The 17541-nt window shown below is 67.5% G+C and carries 12 protein-coding genes; 3 read left to right on the top strand and 9 right to left on the bottom strand.

The features are described from left to right. Nucleotides 1–3: 3 nt before the first annotated feature. The 7 genes from ACL58G_RS24185 to ACL58G_RS24155 are packed head-to-tail and all read right to left on the bottom strand — an operon-like array spanning nucleotide 4 to nucleotide 9766. The gene (locus ACL58G_RS24185; protein ID WP_440963441.1) at nucleotides 4–2166 is read right to left on the bottom strand and encodes a HAMP domain-containing methyl-accepting chemotaxis protein; all 2163 of its coding nucleotides are present in this window, start codon (nucleotides 2164–2166) and stop codon (nucleotides 4–6) included. 16 nt (nucleotides 2167–2182) lie between these two features. Next, nucleotides 2183–4099: a HAMP domain-containing methyl-accepting chemotaxis protein gene (locus ACL58G_RS24180; RefSeq protein WP_440963440.1), complete on the bottom strand. Its 1917-nt coding sequence runs from the start codon at nucleotides 4097–4099 to the stop codon at nucleotides 2183–2185. A 30-nt stretch (nucleotides 4100–4129) separates the two neighbouring features. Further along, complete coding sequence (locus ACL58G_RS24175; RefSeq protein WP_440963439.1) at nucleotides 4130–5773, bottom strand: methyl-accepting chemotaxis protein; 1644 nt, start codon at nucleotides 5771–5773, stop codon at nucleotides 4130–4132. Between the two features lie 24 nt (nucleotides 5774–5797). Beyond that, nucleotides 5798–7927, bottom strand: a complete 2130-nt coding sequence (locus tag ACL58G_RS24170; RefSeq protein WP_440968105.1) for a chemotaxis protein CheW — start codon at nucleotides 7925–7927, stop codon at nucleotides 5798–5800. Nucleotides 7928–7929: 2 nt separating this feature from the next. Then, nucleotides 7930–8232: an STAS domain-containing protein gene (locus tag ACL58G_RS24165; protein WP_440963438.1), complete on the bottom strand. Its 303-nt coding sequence runs from the start codon at nucleotides 8230–8232 to the stop codon at nucleotides 7930–7932. Nucleotides 8233–8276: 44 nt separating this feature from the next. Beyond that, nucleotides 8277–8645, bottom strand: a complete 369-nt coding sequence (locus ACL58G_RS24160; RefSeq protein WP_105377323.1) for a response regulator — start codon at nucleotides 8643–8645, stop codon at nucleotides 8277–8279. 14 nt (nucleotides 8646–8659) lie between these two features. Continuing rightward, a complete protein-coding gene (locus ACL58G_RS24155) occupies nucleotides 8660–9766 on the bottom strand; it encodes a methyl-accepting chemotaxis protein (protein ID WP_440963437.1) in 1107 nt (368 codons plus the stop codon). A gap of 351 nt (nucleotides 9767–10117) precedes the next feature. On the opposite strand from ACL58G_RS24155, the gene ACL58G_RS24150 reads away from it, so the two are divergent. After that, nucleotides 10118–10870, top strand: a complete 753-nt coding sequence (locus ACL58G_RS24150) for a sulfite exporter TauE/SafE family protein (protein WP_440963436.1) — start codon at nucleotides 10118–10120, stop codon at nucleotides 10868–10870. Between the two features lie 86 nt (nucleotides 10871–10956). Here the strand turns inward: ACL58G_RS24150 and ilvD are convergent, their stop codons facing one another. Then, nucleotides 10957–12831, bottom strand: a complete 1875-nt coding sequence (ilvD, locus tag ACL58G_RS24145) for a dihydroxy-acid dehydratase (protein ID WP_440963435.1) — start codon at nucleotides 12829–12831, stop codon at nucleotides 10957–10959. Between the two features lie 294 nt (nucleotides 12832–13125). Between ilvD and ACL58G_RS24140 the strand changes: the two genes are divergently transcribed. Beyond that, the gene (locus tag ACL58G_RS24140; RefSeq protein ID WP_440963434.1) at nucleotides 13126–15459 is read left to right on the top strand and encodes an outer membrane protein assembly factor BamB family protein; all 2334 of its coding nucleotides are present in this window, start codon (nucleotides 13126–13128) and stop codon (nucleotides 15457–15459) included. A 102-nt stretch (nucleotides 15460–15561) separates the two neighbouring features. Next, complete coding sequence (locus tag ACL58G_RS24135; RefSeq protein WP_440963433.1) at nucleotides 15562–16461, top strand: alpha/beta hydrolase; 900 nt, start codon at nucleotides 15562–15564, stop codon at nucleotides 16459–16461. Between the two features lie 57 nt (nucleotides 16462–16518). On the opposite strand, the gene ACL58G_RS24130 is transcribed toward ACL58G_RS24135, so the two are convergent. Further along, entirely contained in the window at nucleotides 16519–17412 is an 894-nt protein-coding gene (locus ACL58G_RS24130) for an NAD(P)/FAD-dependent oxidoreductase (RefSeq protein WP_440963432.1), read from the bottom strand. Nucleotides 17413–17541: the final 129 nt, after the last annotated feature.

The raw sequence follows: 17541 nt of genomic DNA, 5'->3' as shown, positions 1-17541 counted from the left end.
GGATCAGAAATGGGTGAAACTGGCTTCGTCGGGCTCGGCCTGGATGGGCGCGCCGCCGGCCACGCGCAGCGTCGTGCGCTTGGCGCGGGGCGCCGGGCGCGTGCGGGCAGTCTGGCCAGCCGCGCCGGCCGCGAGGCGGAAGAAGCCCATCGTCTGCTGCAGCTGCTCGGCCTGGGAACTCATTTCCTCGGCCGTCGCCGCCAGCTCTTCGGAGCTGGACGCGTTCTGCTGCGTCGTCTGGGCAAGCTGGCCCACCGCCGCGTTGATCTGGCCGACGCCAGCCGACTGTTCTTCCGACGCGGCCGTGATTTCCTGCACGAGGTCCGACGTCTTGCGGATGTTCGGCACCATCTGGTCGAGCAGGGTGCCGGCGCGTTCCGCCAGCTCCACGCTGTTGGTCGCCACTTCGCCGATCTCCTGTGCCGCGACCTGGCTGCGTTCGGCCAGCTTGCGCACCTCGGCGGCGACGACGGCGAAGCCCTTGCCGTGTTCGCCGGCGCGGGCAGCCTCGATGGCGGCGTTCAGCGCCAGCAGGTTGGTCTGGTAGGCGATGTCGTCGATGATGCCGATCTTCTTGGCGATCTGGTTCATCGCGGCCACGGTTTCCTTCACGGCCGCGCCGCCTTCGGTCGCTTCCCTGGCAGCATTGGTCGCCATGCCGTCGGTGACTTTCGCGTTCTCGGTGTTCTGCGCGATCGATGCCGTCATCTGCTCGACCGACGCGCTGGTCTCCTCGACGCCCGCCGCCTGTTCGCCCGATGCCTGCGACAGCGACTGCGCCGTCGCGCTCACCTGCTCGGACGCGCTGGCGAGGGAATCGGCGGCCGCGTTGACCTCGGCCACCACCTGCGCCAGCTTGTCCACGGTGTTGTTCGCGTATTCCTTCAGCTTGGCGAACTCGCCCTCGTAGGACTTGTCGATGCGCTTGGTGAGATCGCCTTCCGACATCGCGCCCATCACGCGCACCACGTCCTCGACCGATGCGCTCGTCGTCGCCACCAGCTGGTTCAGGCCTTCGCCCATCTCTTTCTGGAAGCCCTGCAGGCCCGCGAGTTCCACGCGCTCGTCGAAGTTGCCGCGATTGGCCGTCTGCACGACGCGGCGCTGGCCCTCGATCACCTGCGTCAGCTTGTGCACGGTGTTGTTCGTATATTCCTTCAGCTCGCCGAAGGCGCCCTGGTACGGCTTGTCGATCTGGTTCGAGAGGTCGCCGCGCGACACCGCGCCCATCACGCGCACCACGTCGGTGATGCTGGCGCCGGTCGTCGCCATCAGCTGGTTCAGGCCTTCACCCATCTCCTTCTGGAAGCCCTGCAGGCCCGCCAGGTCGACGCGCGCATCGAAATTCCCGCGGTTCGCGGCTTCCACCGCGGCGCGCTGGCCGTCGATGACCTGAGTGAGCTTCGCGACCATGCCCTTGACGGCGGCCAGCATGCTGGCGTCGTCGCCCGGCTTCGTGTGAATGTCGGCGTCCAGGTCGCCGCCCGCGATGCGGGCCATGACGGCGCCCGCGTACGCCGGTTCGCCGCCCAGTTGGGCCAGCAGGCTGCGGGTGATGTAGAAACCGAGCAGGCCGACGGCCGCCAGCGTGGCGACGGCAAAGGCGAGCGACATCGTCTCCGCCGAGTTCTGGATCGCGACGGCACGCTCGCCGCCGTTCTTCGCCAGTTCCTCGTTGTACGTGCGGTGGTTCGCGAACGCTTCCCAGTTCTTGTCCGCCAGGGCGACCTTCGCCATCATCAGGTCGCGCGCTTCGGTGTTCTTGCCGCCGCGCGAGAGCTTCAGCACCTCATCCACGACGCGGGCGTAGTCCGCGAGGCTGGCGCGATCGGTCGCGAGCAGCGCCTTGTCCTTGTCGTCCGAAACGAGCGACTCGTATTTCTTGAGCGCCTCGTCGATCTTGCGGCGGTTCTCGCCGATCTGCTGGTCGATCGCAGCCAGATTGTCCGCGTCGGTCTGCGCGATATGCTGCCACACGCGGGTCCGGTACACGGCCAGCTGTTCGAACGCTTCGTCGAGGGCGAGGAAGCTGGGAACCGAATTGACCGTGCCGTAGCTGGCCGCATCGTAGACGCGGATGAGCTGGTAGCGCCCCATTGCCGCCAGGGCGACGATACCGATGAGCGCTGCCAGCACGAGCAGGATCATCTTCTTTACGACTGTCATGGTATTTCCTTAACTTTTAAAAATGTGCGAAGTCGGCTTCGTCCGGTGCGCCGACCGAGGCGAGAGCCAGCGTCCCGATCGTCCTCGGGGCATGGCGCTTCGCCGTATTTGTCTTGAACGGCTTGCCGGCGGCCGCTTTGATGCTGTGTCCCGCGTCCAGCTTGAAGAACGCCATCGCCTGCTGCAGCTGCTCGGCCTGGGAACTCATTTCCTCGGCCGTCGCGGCCAGCTCCTCGGAACTGGATGCGTTCTGCTGCGTCGTCTGGCTCATCTGGCCGACTGCCGCGTTGATCTGGCCGACGCCGGCCGATTGCTCTTCCGACGCTGCCGTGATTTCCTGCACGAGGTCCGAGGTCTTGCGGATGTTCGGCACCATCCGGTCGAGCAGGCCGCCGGCGCGCTCGGCCAGCTCCACGCTGCCGGTCGCCACTTCGCCGATTTCCTGCGCGGCGACCTGGCTGCGTTCGGCCAGCTTGCGCACCTCGGCGGCGACGACGGCGAAGCCCTTGCCGTGTTCCCCGGCGCGGGCCGCCTCGATGGCGGCGTTCAGCGCCAGCAGGTTGGTCTGGTAGGCGATGTCGTCGATGATCCCGATCTGCTTCGCGATCCGCTTCATGGCGGCGACGGTCGCCTTCACCGCTTCGCCGCCTTCCGCGGCCTCGCGCGCGGCCTGCGTGGCCATGCCGTCGGTGACGCGGGCATTCTCCGTGTTCTGCGAGATCGATGCCGTCATCTGTTCCAGCGAGGCGCTCGTCTCCTCGACGCCGGCCGCCTGCTCGGACGCCGACTGCGACAGCGCCTGCGCCGTCGCGCTGACTTCCTCCGACGCCGACGCCAGCGACTGGGCGCTGCCGTTGACGTCGCCGACGACCTGCGCCAGCCGGTCCATGGTGCCGTTCGAATAATCCTTCAGCTTCGCGAACGCGCCCTGGTAATCCTTGTCGATGCGCTTCGTCAGGTCGCCTTCGGCCAGCGCGGACATGACGCGCACGACGTCGTCGATGCTGGCGCCGGTCGTCGTCACGAGCTGGTTCAGGCCATCGCCCATCTCTTTCTGGAACCCCTGCATCCCGGCCGTGTCGACGCGTACGCCGAACTCGCCGCGGTTGGCCGCTTCCACGACGGCGCGCTGGCCCGCGATCACCTGGCGCAGCTTCGTCACCATCTGGCCGACGGCGTGCAGCATGCTGTCGTTGTCGCCGCGGCGCAGCGCCACGTCGCCGGACAGGTCGCCGTTCGCGATGCGCTTGAGCAGGTCGGCCGCGTAGGCCGGCTCGCCGCCCAGCGTACGGGTGAGGCTCAGGGTGATCCAGAAAGCCATGCCGATGCCCATCAGGACCGCGGCGGCGCCCAGCAGCGTGAGGCGGTTGCGGGTCTCGACGTATTCGGCCGACGCGTCCGTGGCCGACTGCTCCATCGACGCATTCTGGTGATCGATCAGCTTTTCGATCGCCTTGATGTACGCGTCCTGCACCGGCTGGATCTGCGTCGTCAGCAGTGTCCTGGCCTCGGCGCGCTTGCCTTCGTGTATGAGGCGCACGAACTGGTCCTGCACCACCAGGTTTTTCTGGCGCTGCTGGTTCATGCCCTCCATGATCTGGCGTCCGGCGGCCGACTTGACGAGGTTCTGCAGCTTCTCGATATCCGCGCGCTGGTCGTTGCGCGATTCGTCGAACTGCGCCAGCTCGCGCCGGGTCGCTTCCGGATCCTCCGTCAGCACGATGTTGCGCATCGCGGTGGCGATCTCGTGGATGTTGCCGATCGCGTCGTAGCTGAGCACGACCTTCGGATACTTGTCGTTGGCCATCTCGCCAACGTTGTCGCTCACGCTGGCGACGCTGTGGATGCCCATCGCGACGACGGCGGCCAGCAACACGCTGACGGTGCCGAAGCCAAGTGCCAGGCGGGCGCTGACTTTCAGGTTACGGAACATGGCAGGTCTCCTCGGGGCGGCTGCGGGGTATCAGAATCGGGTGAAGCTGGCTTCGTCCAGGTCCGCCTCGGCGGCGTACGCGGGGTTGTGCATGGCGATGCCCTTGCGCTTCGGCGTCGCGGCCGGATGCGCGGGCGCGCGCCGTGCAGGCTGGCGCGCCGGCGCCGGCGCGTCGCCGCCCGCCAGGCGGAAGAACGCCATCGCCTGCTGCAGCTGCTCGGCCTGGGAACTCATTTCCTCGGCCGTCGCGGCCAGCTCCTCGGAACTGGATGCGTTCTGCTGCGTCGTCTGGCTCATCTGGCCGACTGCCGCGTTGATCTGGCCGACGCCGGCCGATTGCTCTTCCGACGCGGCCGTGATTTCCTGCACGAGGTCCGAGGTCTTGCGGATGTTCGGCACCATCCGGTCGAGCAGGCCGCCGGCGCGCTCGGCCAGCTCCACGCTGCTCGTCGCCACTTCGCCGATTTCCTGCGCGGCGACCTGGCTGCGTTCGGCCAGCTTGCGCACCTCGGCGGCGACGACGGCGAAGCCCTTGCCGTGTTCCCCGGCGCGCGCCGCCTCGATGGCGGCGTTCAGCGCCAGCAGGTTGGTCTGGTAGGCGATGTCGTCGATGATGCCGATCTGCTTTGCGATCCGCTTCATGGCGGCGACGGTCGCCTTCACCGCTTCGCCGCCTTCCGCGGCCTCGCGCGCGGCCTGCGTGGCCATGCCGTCGGTGACGCGGGCATTCTCCGTGTTCTGCGAGATCGATGCCGTCATCTGTTCCAGCGAGGCGCTCGTCTCCTCGACACCGGCCGCCTGCTCGGACGCCGACTGCGACAGCGCCTGCGCCGTCGCGCTGACTTCCTCCGACGCCGATGCCAGCGACTGGGCGCCGCCGTTCACGTCGCCGACGACCTGCGTCAGCTTCGCGATCATGTTCTTCATCGCGGCCAGCAGCAGGCCGGCCTCGTCGCGCGCATGGCTGTCGATGTGCACCGTGAGGTCGCCGGCCGCCAGGCGGTCGGCCGCGTTCACGGCGACGCGCAGCGGACGGGTGACGGACAGGGTGATGAAGGCCGCCACGGTCAGCGCGAGCAGGGCGGCGCCCGCCGTCATCGCGATCACCAGCCGGCGCGTCTCTTCATACGTGGCGCCCGCCTCGTCGGCCTTCTTCTGCATCTTGTCGGACTGGTGCCTGGTCAGTTCGTCGACGGCCGCGATCAGTTCGCGGTTGAGCGGGACATAGGTCTTGCTGACGAATTCCGCGGCGTGCTGGCGGTCGCCGCGCACCAGGCCATAGAACTGGGCATACGCCGGTTCCAGGGCCGCATGCCTGTCGGTGATCTGCTTGAGCATCTTCTTGCCCGTCTCGCTGGCGACGAGCCGGGTGAGTTCGGCGATGCGTCCGTTCGTGTCGGCGCGCAGCTGTTCGATCACCTTGCGATAGCGCTCGCTTTCCGCTTCGTCGCTGGTGAGCAGCATGCCGCGCATCTGGCGCGGGGCGTCGACGACGTCGCGGATCAGGTCCTTGGCGATGGCGACTTTCGGGTAGGCATCCGCCGTGATGTAGGCGGTGGCGTCGTTCATGACCGCCATGCGGTTCATGGTCAGCAGCGCGATCGCCAGCAGGAGCAGCAGTACCGCACCGAAGCCGAGGCCCAGGCGGATGCCGATTTTCAGGTTCTTGAGCATGTGGCTCTCCACTTCAGTTAAATGTCAGGCCGCGGCGGCCTGGCTTTCGTGTTCGACGCCGGCCAGCAGGGCCGCCATGTCGAGGATCAGTGCGACGTCGCCGTTGCCGAGGATCGAGGAGCCGGACAGGAAGCGGGCGCCGGCGAACACCTTGCCGAGCGGCTTGATCACGGTCTGGAATTCGCCCAGCAGGCTGTCGACGACGAGGCCGGCCTTGCTGCCGCCGTAGCGCACGACGACGATGCTGCGGCGCCGTGCCGGCACGCCTTTGACGCCGAAGCGTTCCCTCAGGCGCACGAAGGGCAGCGGCTGGCCGCGCAAATCGACCCAGTCGCAGCCCGGCTGTTCGACGAACTCGATGCATTCCTCGATCATGTCCATCGGGATCACGAACACCGACTTGCCGACGCCGACCTGGAACCCGTTGATGATCGCCAGCGTCAGGGGCAGGCGCACCGTGACGGTGGTGCCTTGCCCTTCGGTGCTGGCGATGTCCACGCTGCCGCGCAGCGCGACGATGTTGCGCTTGACGACATCCATGCCCACGCCGCGGCCGGACAGGTTCGTCACCTGTTCCGCCGTCGAGAAGCCCGGTTCGAAGATCAGGTTGAAGATTTCCTTGTCCGTGAGCAGGCGGCCCGGCTCGACGAGGCCGCGTTCGACGGCTTTCGCGAGGATGCGCTCCCGTTTCAGGCCGCCGCCGTCGTCCGACACTTCGATCACGATGCTGCCGGAGTCGTGGTAGGCGTTCAGGGCGACGGTGCCCTGGGCCGGCTTGCCGCGCGCGGCGCGCACGTCGGCCGGCTCGATGCCGTGGTCCATCGCGTTGCGCACGAGGTGCGTGAGCGGGTCGCCGATCTTCTCGACGACGGTCTTGTCCAGTTCCGCGTCCTCGCCGCTGACCACCAGGCGGATGTCCTTGCCCAGCTCGCGCGCCACGTCGTGCACGACGCGCTGGAAGCGGTTGAACGTGGCGCCGATCTTCACCATGCGCAGCTGGAGCGCGCTGTCGCGCACTTCCTCGACGAGGCTGGACAGCGTCGACGTGCATTCCAGCAGCTCGGGGATCTGCGTGCGGCGCGCGATCAGGTTGGCGCCCGCGCCCGCGATGATCAATTCGCCCACGAGGTTGATCAGGCGGTCCAGCTTGTCCGCATCCACCCGCACCGAGCGGCTTTCCTGCTGCTGGCGCGGCGCGTCCGGCGCCTGGCGCTGCTTCGCGAGGGCCGCTTCGACGACGGGTGCGCGCACGGTGCCCTGTTCGACGAGGATCGCGCCGATCGGTTGCGCCGGCGCGCTGCTTGCAGCCTGCGCCGCCAGCGCGTGTTCCAGTTCGTGCGCGGTGACGCTGCCGCAGCGGACGAGCATCTGGCCCAGGCGCTCGCGCTGCGCCGGCGCCTCGTCCAGCCACGCGAGGTATTCGGCGAGGCGGTTCTCGGGCGGCAGGATGCGGATCGCGCAGTCGTCGCGCACGAAGTCGAACACGCCGTCGATCGTCGCCTTGTCGGCGGTGCTGTGGAAGCCGATCTCGAAGCCGAGGTAGCACGACTCGGGATCGAATTCGTCCAGCGCCGGCAGGTCGTCGGCGATCGTCGCGATGCCGGTGATGGTGCCCAGCTGGCCCAGGTAGCGGATGAACGACAGCGGGTCCATGCCGTTGCGCAGCACGTCGGGGCCGAAGCGCAGCGAGATGTGCCAGTGGCCGGCCGCGCCGCCGGTCGCTTCGGGTGCCGTGGTGGCGGCGGCGGCGGTGGGCGCCGGTGCCGCGCCGCCGTCCAGGTAGGCCTGCAATTGGGCGACGAGCGGCGCGCCTGCCGCGGCGAGATCCGCATCGTCGAGGGTGCCGCTTTCCACCGCGTCGACGAGGGCGCCGATGTGGTCGCGGCATGCGAGCAGCAGCGCGACGAGTTCGTCGCCGACGGGGATGGCGCCGTCGCGCACCTTGTCCAGGACGCTCTCGGCCACGTGCGTGAATCGCACGACGGGGTCGAGGCCGAACATGCCGGCCGATCCCTTGATCGTGTGCGCCGCGCGGAAGATCGCGTTGACGGCGTCGAGGCCGTCGCGCGTGACCGCGAGCAGGGCGCTTTCCATCTGCTCCAGCAGTTCGCGGCTTTCGGCGATGAAGGTGTGCGTCACATGGTCGATGTCGATGTTCATGCAGGCTCTCCTTCGGCGGTCATGCCGAGCATTGCGAACGCGTCGCACACGGCGGGGCTGGCGTCCCGCAGCGCGAGCGCCTTGCCGAGGCGCCGGGCTTCACGCCGCGCCACGAGCAGCAGCTGCATGCCGGCGCAGTCGAACTCCGTCACCTGGGACAGGTCGAGCGCGGGCGCATCGATCGTGCGTACGGCGTCCAGCAGCACGGGGTGCAGCTCCGCGGCGCGGTAGATCGTCATTTCGCCTTCGACCGCCAGGCATGCGGCGGCCCCTTGGCTCGTTTCGCCAATAATCGTCATTGCATCATTGCTCCGTGATGGCCGGCCTGCGCCGGCGCGGTGGGTCAGCCGAACGTCAGCTTCTGGACGGCGGCCAGCAGGGCTTCCGGCTTGAACGGCTTGACCATCCACGCTTTCGCGCCGGCGGCCTTGCCCTGTTCCTTCTTGTCTTCCTGCGACTCGGTGGTCAGCATGAGGACCGGGGTGAACTTGTAGGCGGGACGGGTCTTCAGTTCGCGCACGAACGCGATGCCGTCCATGTTGGGCATGTTGACGTCGCTGATGATCAGGTTGACCTTCTGGCCGGTCAGCTTGGCCAGCGCGTCCTTGCCGTCGACGCCTTCGATGACGTCATAGCCGGCCTGCCTGAGTGCGATGCCGACGACCTGGCGGATCGAGATCGAATCGTCCACCACCATGATGGTTTTTGCCATGGTTAAATCCTAGTCTAGAAAAACGTGATGTCTTCGGCCAGCTGCGGCGCGGGCTTCGCGGTGCTCTTGTGGAGCGTGCGTTCCTCGGCCATCGCGTAAGTGCTTTCGAGTTCGGCCAGCAGGCTGCGGGCATCGAGGCCGCCACCTTGCTGCTGCTCGTCCAGCCACGAGGGCAGGCGGGCGATGTTGTCGCGGACGTGCGACAGGATCTGGCTGACGCGGTCCTGGAACTGCAGCTGCACGAGCGCGTCGCCGACTTCCGCCTGGATGCCGGCGCTCTCGCGCTGGAGCAGGCCGGACGAGGCCACGAGGGCGTCGGTGACGCCGCGCAGGGACCCGAGCACGTTGCCGATCATCTGTTCGGACGCCTGCACGGCGCGCGTCTCCGCGCGCATGGAGTCCTCGGCCGCGCGGCACGTGACGTCGATCGCGGCGCTGATGCGGCCGACCTGTTCGGCGATGTGCTTGCCCGCGTCGGCGGAGCGGTTCGACAGCATGCGCACCTCGCTCGCGACGACCGCGAAACCCCGTCCCGCCTCGCCCGCGCGCGCCGCCTCGATGGCCGCGTTCAGCGCCAGCAGGTTGGTCTGCCACGCGATGCTGGCGACGTCCGCCGCCATCTTCTGCAAGGTGGCCGTGATTTCTTCCAGGCCTTCGATCTTCTGCAGCATCTGCTGCTTGCTGGCGGCCGCGCCGGCCAGCATGTCCAGCAGCGAGCGCAATTCCTTTTCGCTGGCCGCGAACGCGTCGACGATGGTGTCGCCGTTGCGCGCCGTGCCCGACGCGTCGAGTGCCTGGCCGAGACGGGTGACGATGCCGGAGAAGCGCTCGACGAGGGCGACGACGGCCGTCTCCATCTGGTCGCGCGACGCATCGATGTGCGACGTCCAGACGCCGGCCACGTCGGCGCTGAACGCGCGGCGGTCGGCGAAGTCGGCGCCGGGGGATTGCCCGGCCTGCGGCAGGGGCGCGCGCAGGGCGGCGAACGCGCCGCCGGCCAGGAGGAGGGCGGCGCACAGCCAGCCGTGCCACTGCCAGCCGGCCAGCGGGACGATGACGCCCGACGCGGCCACGGCCACGATCAGCGGGGAATAAGTTTGCAGGGGGCGTAGTCGGGGCACGCGGCGCTCCGTCGATGTTCGGGTAGGTTTCGTGTTTGCGGTATCTCGGACCGCATCGGTGCTGATCATGTCAGATCGAATTGCCGTGTGGCAAGCTTCTTGCCGAGAAATGTCACGGATACGCGGGGAAAACAACACTTGCTTGAGTGATCGCTAACATATTGTCGCAAAAGGACTTTTCGATTCGCTACGCGGTTTTGACGCCTTGCCAACCCAGCGGGAATCCCGGGATTATCGTTCCAATATTTTACGCGCAGGCATGGCGGGCGTGATTGTGCCTTCGGCTGGGTCGAAGCGTGACGCCGGAATTGCCGGATTGCGGGCGCCCAGCCCGTCGACTACCATCGTGACATGAATACGATGATTCTCACCTTCGCGGCAGGCGTGGTGGCCGGTGCGATGAATGCGCTGGCGGGCGGTGGTTCGTTCGTCAGCCTGCCGGCGCTGATCGCGGCGGGTGTGCCTCCGGTGCAGGCGAATACGTCGAGCACGGTCGCGCTGTTTCCGGGTGGGTTGGCCAGCGCGTGGGCCTATCGCGACGGCCTGGGGCCGGTCGGCGCCGTGCCGCTGCGCGCGCTGCTGGCCGCGACCCTGTGCGGCGGCCTCGTCGGCGCCGTGCTGTTGCTGCGGACGTCATCCGGCGCGTTCACGGCCGTGTTGCCCTGGCTGCTGCTGGTGGCGTCCATCGCGCTCGCGTTCGGGCGGCGCATCGGCGAAGCCCTGCGCGCGCGCTGGCGCATCCACGCACGCGCGGTGCTGGCCGTGCAGTTCGCGCTGGGCGTCTACGGCGGTTATTTCGGCGGGGCGGTGGGGATCATGATGATCGCGATGTGGGGACTGCTCGACAACCGCGACCTGAAACTGTTGAATGCGCCGCGCACGTTGCTGGTCAGCGCGGCGAACACGGTGGCGGTACTCGCGTTCATCGCGGCCGGCGCGGTGCGCTGGCCGGAGACGCTGGCGCTGCTGGCCGGCGCGACGCTCGGGGGGTACGGCGGCGCGCACATCGGACGGCGGGCGCCGCCGGGGGTGATCCGCGCCGTCACGCTGTGCGCGACGACCGCGATCACGGTTGCCTTCTTCGTCAAAACCTACTTTGTGTGAGGACACCATGCTGCAGGCATTGCTCGCAACCATAGGCGTGCTGGCCATCGCGGCCAGCATCGCCGCCAAGTTCGTCAGGCTGCCGGTCAGCGCTTCAGTTGCGACAGGTCGCGCACGGCGCCGCGGTCGGCCGACGTGGTCAGCGCCGCGTAGGCACGCAGTGCCTGCGAGACTGCGCGCTCGCGGTTGACCGGCTGCCACGCGGCGTCGCCGCGCGCTTCCATCGCCGCGCGGCGGTGCGCCATCTCTTCAGCCGTCACGCGCAGGTTGATGGTGCGGTTCGGGATGTCGATGTCGATCATGTCGCCTTCCTCGACGAGGCCGATCGCGCCGCCTTCCGCCGCTTCCGGCGACGCGTGGCCGATCACGAGGCCCGACGAGCCGCCCGAGAAGCGGCCATCCGTGAACAGCGCGCACGCCTTGCCGAGCCCCTTCGACTTGATGTAGGACGTCGGGTACAGCATCTCCTGCATGCCCGGGCCGCCTTTCGGGCCTTCGTAGCGGATGATGACGACGTCGCCCGCGTTCACCCGCTTGTTCTCATCCTGGCCGAGGATGCCTTCGACGGCACTGTCCTGGCTTTCGAACACGCGCGCCTTGCCCGAGAACTTCAGGATGCTTTCGTCGACGCCGGCCGTCTTCACGATGCAGCCCTTTTCCGCGATGTTCCCGTACAGGACCGCGAGGCCGCCGTCCTGCGAGTAGGCGTGGGCGCGGTCGCGGATGCAGCCTTCGGCGCGATCGAGGTCGGCGCTGTCGAAGCGCTCGGCCTGCGAGAACGCGACCTGCGTCGGCACGCCGCCCGGCGCCGCGCGGAACAGTCGATGTACGGCCTGGTCGTCGCTGCGCTTGATGTCGTATTTCTCGATCGCGTCGCCCAGCGTCGGGGAGTGCACGGTCGGCAGCGACGTGTCGAGCAGGCCCGCGCGCGCCAGTTCGCCGAGGATGGCGACGATGCCGCCGGCGCGGTGCACGTCTTCGATGTGGTACTTGTTCGTCATCGGCGCGACCTTGCACAGGCAAGGCACGTTGCGCGAGATGCGGTCGATGTCGGCCATCGTGAATTCCACGCCCGCCTCGTGCGCGGCGGCCAGCAGGTGCAGCACCGTGTTGGTGGAACCGCCCATCGACACGTCCAGCGCCATCGCGTTCTCGAACGCGGTCTTGGTCGCGATGCTGCGCGGGAGGATCGTGTAGTCGTCGCCCTCGTAGTGGCGCTTGGCCAGGTCGACGATCAGGCGGCCGGCGCGCAGGAACAGTTCCTTGCGGTCGGCGTGGGTGGCGACGATGGTGCCGTTACCCGGCAGCGACAGGCCCAGCGCCTCGGTCAGGCAGTTCATCGAGTTCGCCGTGAACATGCCGGAGCAGGAACCGCAGGTGGGGCAGGCCGAGCGCTCGACCTCGGCCACGTCGGCGTCGGAGATCTTCGAGTCGCCGGCCTGGATCATCGCGTCGACGAGGTCCAGCTTGATGATCTTCTTGTCGTTGTTGACGACCTTGATCACCTTGCCCGCTTCCATCGGGCCGCCCGACACGAACACGGTCGGGATGTTGATGCGCATGGCGGCCATCAGCATGCCCGGGGTGATCTTGTCGCAGTTCGAGATACAGACCATCGCGTCGGCGCAGTGGGCGTTGACCATGTACTCGACGGAGTCGGCGATCAGGTCGCGCGACGGCAGCGAGTACAGCATGCCGCCGTGGCCCATCGCGATGCCGTCGTCGACGGCGATGGTGTTGAATTCCTTGGCGACGCCGCCCGCCGCCTCGATCTCGCGCGCCACCAGCTGGCCCAGGTCCTTCAGGTGCACGTGGCCCGGCACGAACTGGGTGAACGAGTTGACGACGGCGATGATCGGCTTGTCGAAGTCGCCGTCCTTCATGCCGGTCGCGCGCCACAGGGCGCGGGCGCCCGCCATGTTGCGGCCCTGGGTCGTGGTGTGGGAACGGTAAGTCGGCATGGTGTCTCCTCGGGAAATCGTAAAACCCCAAGATTGCCGTGGGTATGGAAAGTTGTCCAATATATGATTCGGTGGGCTGTGATTCGCATTTTATATCGATCACGCCGGGCCGCCCGCCGGGTTCCGTATCGGGCTGCCCGCCGTGAAAGCGAGTCCTATAATTTCTTCAACTGAATTCACGAGCGGCAAGTTACGCCTTGTCTGGATGGACCACGCGTGGCCTGGGTGACGTGTTCGCGTCTTCCCGGCTACGGCCGATGAACCGAGCCGATTCTTTTGGAGGAGCGTACGGGCATGACACGGAGATTTCATGGTGTGGCGGGGGCGACGCTGACGATCGCGGCGCTGGCCGGGCTCGGCGTCGCACTGTTCAATTATTTCGCGCCGATGACCGGCGTGACCGGAACGATCGGCGCCCTCGCTGTCGTCGTGTCCACCCTGTTGCTGGCGTTGCTCGGCTTTGTCCTGGCGCGCAGGCGCACCGGCCGTTCCCGGCTCGTGCGGGTCCTCGCGCTTCTGATGGCGCTCGGCACCCTGGCGGCGGCCTGGCTGCTGCATGAGTTCTTGCTGGTTGCCGCCATGGTCGTCGCGCTGCTGGCGCTGGCCGTCGATTCGATGAGTGGCCCGGACAGGCACCCGGCGGCGACCGTCGCCTCGCTGTTGCTCGTGCCTGCTCTGGGCATCAGCCTTGGCCTCGCAGCCATCGGCCGGCTGCCGGCTGCGACGGCCCAGGGGGCGGCGGCGGCCGGGAATGTTCAAGACGCGCCGGAGCCACAACCATTGGCACCGCCAAAGCCGGTCTGGAACAGCTTCCACGGGCAATTGAGCGCGCAGAAATACTCACCGCTGTCGCAGATCGATACCTCGAACGTCGGCAAGCTGAAGCTGGCATGGGAGTACCATACCGGGGATGTCTCCGACGGCAGCGGCGGCAAGCCGCCGACCGTCTGGTCGGCCACGCCCATCTATGCCAACGAGACCCTGTACATCGGCACACCGTTCTACCGGATCATCGCGCTCGATCCGGCGACCGGGAAGGAGCGTTGGCGGTTCGACACCCATTCGACCCTGAAGGCGCTTACGCAGCCCGCGTTGAAGACCCGCGGCGTCGCCTACTGGGAAGCCCGGCATCCGGTCGCGGGGCAGGCCTGCCAGAAGACCGTCTACATCGGCACCATGGATGCGCGACTCTTCGCCGTCGATGCCGACACGGGCAAGCCGTGCCCCGGCTTTGCCGACCACGGCGTACTCAACGTCAATAAATGGAACAACATCAATGATGCCTGGCCGCTGTCGGTGCTCCAGCCGCCCACCGTGGCGGGCGACCACCTCATCATGGGCTGGGCCGGCAAGGACTGGGCGCTGGCCGAGGCGCCGCCGGGCAGGGTCTTCTCGGTGAATGCGCGCACCGGCAAGCTGGAGTGGGTCCTGAACATTCTGCCCGACGATATCGTCAGACAGAGCGGCACTGCCAATGTGTGGACCGCGATGTCGGTCGACGAGGCGCTTGGGCTCGTGTACTTGCCGGTGTCGTCGCCTTCGCCCAACTACTGGGGCGGCAATCGCGCCGAACCTGTCCCGCTGGCGACCTCCACCACCGCTGTCGACATCGACACCGGCAAGGTGGTGTGGTCGCGTCAGTGGGTGCACCATGACCTCTGGGACTACGACATCAATTCGGCACCGACGCTGATGGACATCACGGTCGATGGCAAGACGGTTCCGGCGCTGATGCAGGCCACCAAGATGGGCTACCTGTTCGTCGTGAACCGCAGGACCGGCGAGGATGTCTGGCCGATCGAGGAGCGGCCGGTCCCCACCGGCAATGTGCCCGGTGAGGTTTACGCGAAGACCCAGCCGGTTCCTACCCGGCCTGCGCCGCTGCTGGACCAGTCCCGCAAGCCGAAGGTGTGGTGGATTGCCGACATGGTCGGCTTCGGCCAGTGTTCGCGCCTGTTCGATGCAATGCATTACGATGGCATGTACACGCCGCCGACCGTCGGGGATGCCGGCACGCTGGGCTATCCGTTCAGCGCCGGCGCCGTCCAGTGGGGCGGTGTCGCCTTCGACCCGCGCAGCGAGACGGCGATCGTCAACACGTCGCATCTCGTGCAGCAACTCAAGCTGTTGCCACGCAATGTGTACGACAGCGTGGCCAGGGGCTCCGGCGCGGAGCAGGGCTTCTATCCGCAGAAGGGGGCGCCATTCGGCATCATGCTGGAAAACGCGCTCAACTGGCTCGGCATGCCATGCTGGGAACCGCCCTTCGGCGAACTGGTTTCGATCAACATGAAGACCGGCGCGATCAACTGGCGTCGCCCCGTCGGCGCATCCCAGCAGTACGGCTTCTACATGCCGGAGAGCCTGGGCTCGCCGACCATCGGCGGGCCGGCCGTGACCGCAGGTGGCCTGATCTTCATCGGCGCCTCGATGGATGCGAAAGTGCGGGCCTATTCGCTCGCGACGGGTAAGGAGTTATGGTCCGACCTGGTCCAGGCCCCGGTGGTCGCGAATCCGGCGGTGTACGAATACAAGGGCCGTCAGTACGTCGCCTTCGTGGCCGGCGGCAATCCGATCATCAAGGACCAGGTGGGCGACCAGCTGGCGGTGTACGCGCTGCCACGGTGACCTGTATCGGCCGGGCCGCGCGGAGAAGGATGGGCAAAGATGGTCGAGCGCCATGGCGTGCGTGAGCAGGCCAAGCGTGGGCATGAAGATGTAACATAAGGCATGCTGATCCGGACCATCGTGAATGCGGGGCTGCGACGCACCCTGAAGCCCCTCTGGGACGACATCCCGTCCGTCGCACGCATGCGCGCGGCGTATCACCGTATCGACCGTCTGGGGACGCTCGGCAGGCGGCCCGTGCGCGTCGATGTCGCCGACGCCGGCGGCGTGGCCGTCGAATGGATCGGGCGGCGCGAGGCCGCGCGCGACGGCGTCATCCTGTATCTCCACGGCGGCGGTTTCGCGGTGCGTGCGGCGGCGGCCGATCGCCGTTACTGTGCCGGCCTGGCGCGCCGTACCGGATGTCCCGTCGTGCAGGTGCCGTACCGGCTCGCGCCCGAGTTTCCGTTCCCGGCGGGCCTGGACGACTGCTGCGCCGTCTACGCCGGCCTGCTTGCCGCCGGCATCCCGGCGCACAAGATCGTCGTGATCGGGCATTCCGCCGGTGCGAACCTGGCGCTCGTGCTGCTGATGCGGGCGCGGGACAACGGCTGGCCCCAGCCGGCGGGCAGCATCCTGCTGTCGGCGCCGATCGACCTGACGGCCGGCAGTCCGTCCGCAGCCGCCAACGCCGCGCGCGACAGCATGCAGTCACCGAACATCTGGCCATGGGTGCGGATGACGTACCTGGGAGGCGTCGCGCCGGACCACCCGGACGTGTCGCCGCTGTTCGGCGACTGGGCGGGACTCGCGCCGCTCCACTTCCACGTGTCGGACACCGAGATCATCCTCGACGACAGCACGCGCGCGGTCGAACGCGCGCGCCGGGCCGGCAACCGCGTGACGCTCACCATCTGGCACGACGTGCCGCACAGCTTTTATTACATGAACGCGCTGCGCGAGGCGTGGCGGTGCCGGGCGGAGGTCGTCGCGTTCATCGGCGCGGCCTTGCGGCGGCGATAAAAATTGTCCGCTGCTCGGCGGAGATCCTGGCTCGGGCAGGGAGGGGAATCGGTGTCCTCAAACCAGCATCGACTGCTGGGCAAAGATGCCCGCCATCGCGCCTTGCCATGAGGCCGTGGTAACCGAGGGCATTTGGGGATTGGCGAGGTCGCCCGCGGCGTAGATGCCCCGCATGCTGGTTTCGCGGCGCTCGTCGACTTTGAGGGCGGTGCCCTGGGGCGTATCGACCGTGGCAAGGCCCAGCGCTTCGTGCAGGCGTGCGGATGGCTTGTTGCGCGGGTGCGCGAACAGGATGTCGACCGCGACCTGGGGGCCGGCGTCGACTTTGACGATGGTGTTATTGCCTTCGTGACGGTCGATCTCGGTGATGCGGCCATCGACGGCCGGGATGCCGCGGCGTGCCAGATCTGCCCGGATCTCCGGTGGAATGTCGTGACCATCGGCGAAGACCGTCAGGGTGTCGGTCCAGTCGTGATACAGCCTGACATAGTTATGCGACGGGGCGCCGGACCAGACGAGGCCCCAATGCCGGCCGGCGACTTCAAAGCCGTCGCAATAGGGGCAAGGCACGATGGAGGTACCCCAGCCTTCGGCGAAGCCCGGAATACCAGGCATTTGATCGGCGACGCCATAGCTCAGGATCAGGCGGCGCGCTTTGAGGCTTTCGCCATCGCCGGTGAGGACGGAGAAATCGTCCATGGTGCCGGAGACGCTCTCGGCGCGGGCATTGACCAGTTTGATCGTGGGATAGCGCGCCAGCTGCCGCCGCGCCTCCGCCAGGATATCCTGCGGCGGCTTGTGGTCGTGGCCGAGCAGCCCATGCGAATGGTCGGCGAAACGATTGCGCGGCAGGCCGGTATCAAGAACCGTGACCGTGCGGCGGGCACGGCCAAGCTGCAGCGCGGCGGCGAGGCCGGCAAAGCTGCCGCCGATGATGATGACGTCATTCATGGTGGTGGGCTCCGTGTTGTCGATGGTTGAGGCTGACTTTGCGGTGGAATGTGCTTGGGCGAGACCGGTGGTGGAAAGCGCGGCCAATTTCGATCACAGTGGATCGCAAATTTACGATACCATGCAGTA

Source organism: Massilia sp. GER05 (assembly GCF_052056005.1).
In the GTDB taxonomy this organism is placed as follows: Bacteria; Pseudomonadota; Gammaproteobacteria; order Burkholderiales; family Burkholderiaceae_D; genus Telluria; species Telluria orientalis.
The sequence above is the reverse complement of the archived record's forward strand: the minus strand, read 5'-3'. Positions and strand labels throughout refer to the sequence as shown.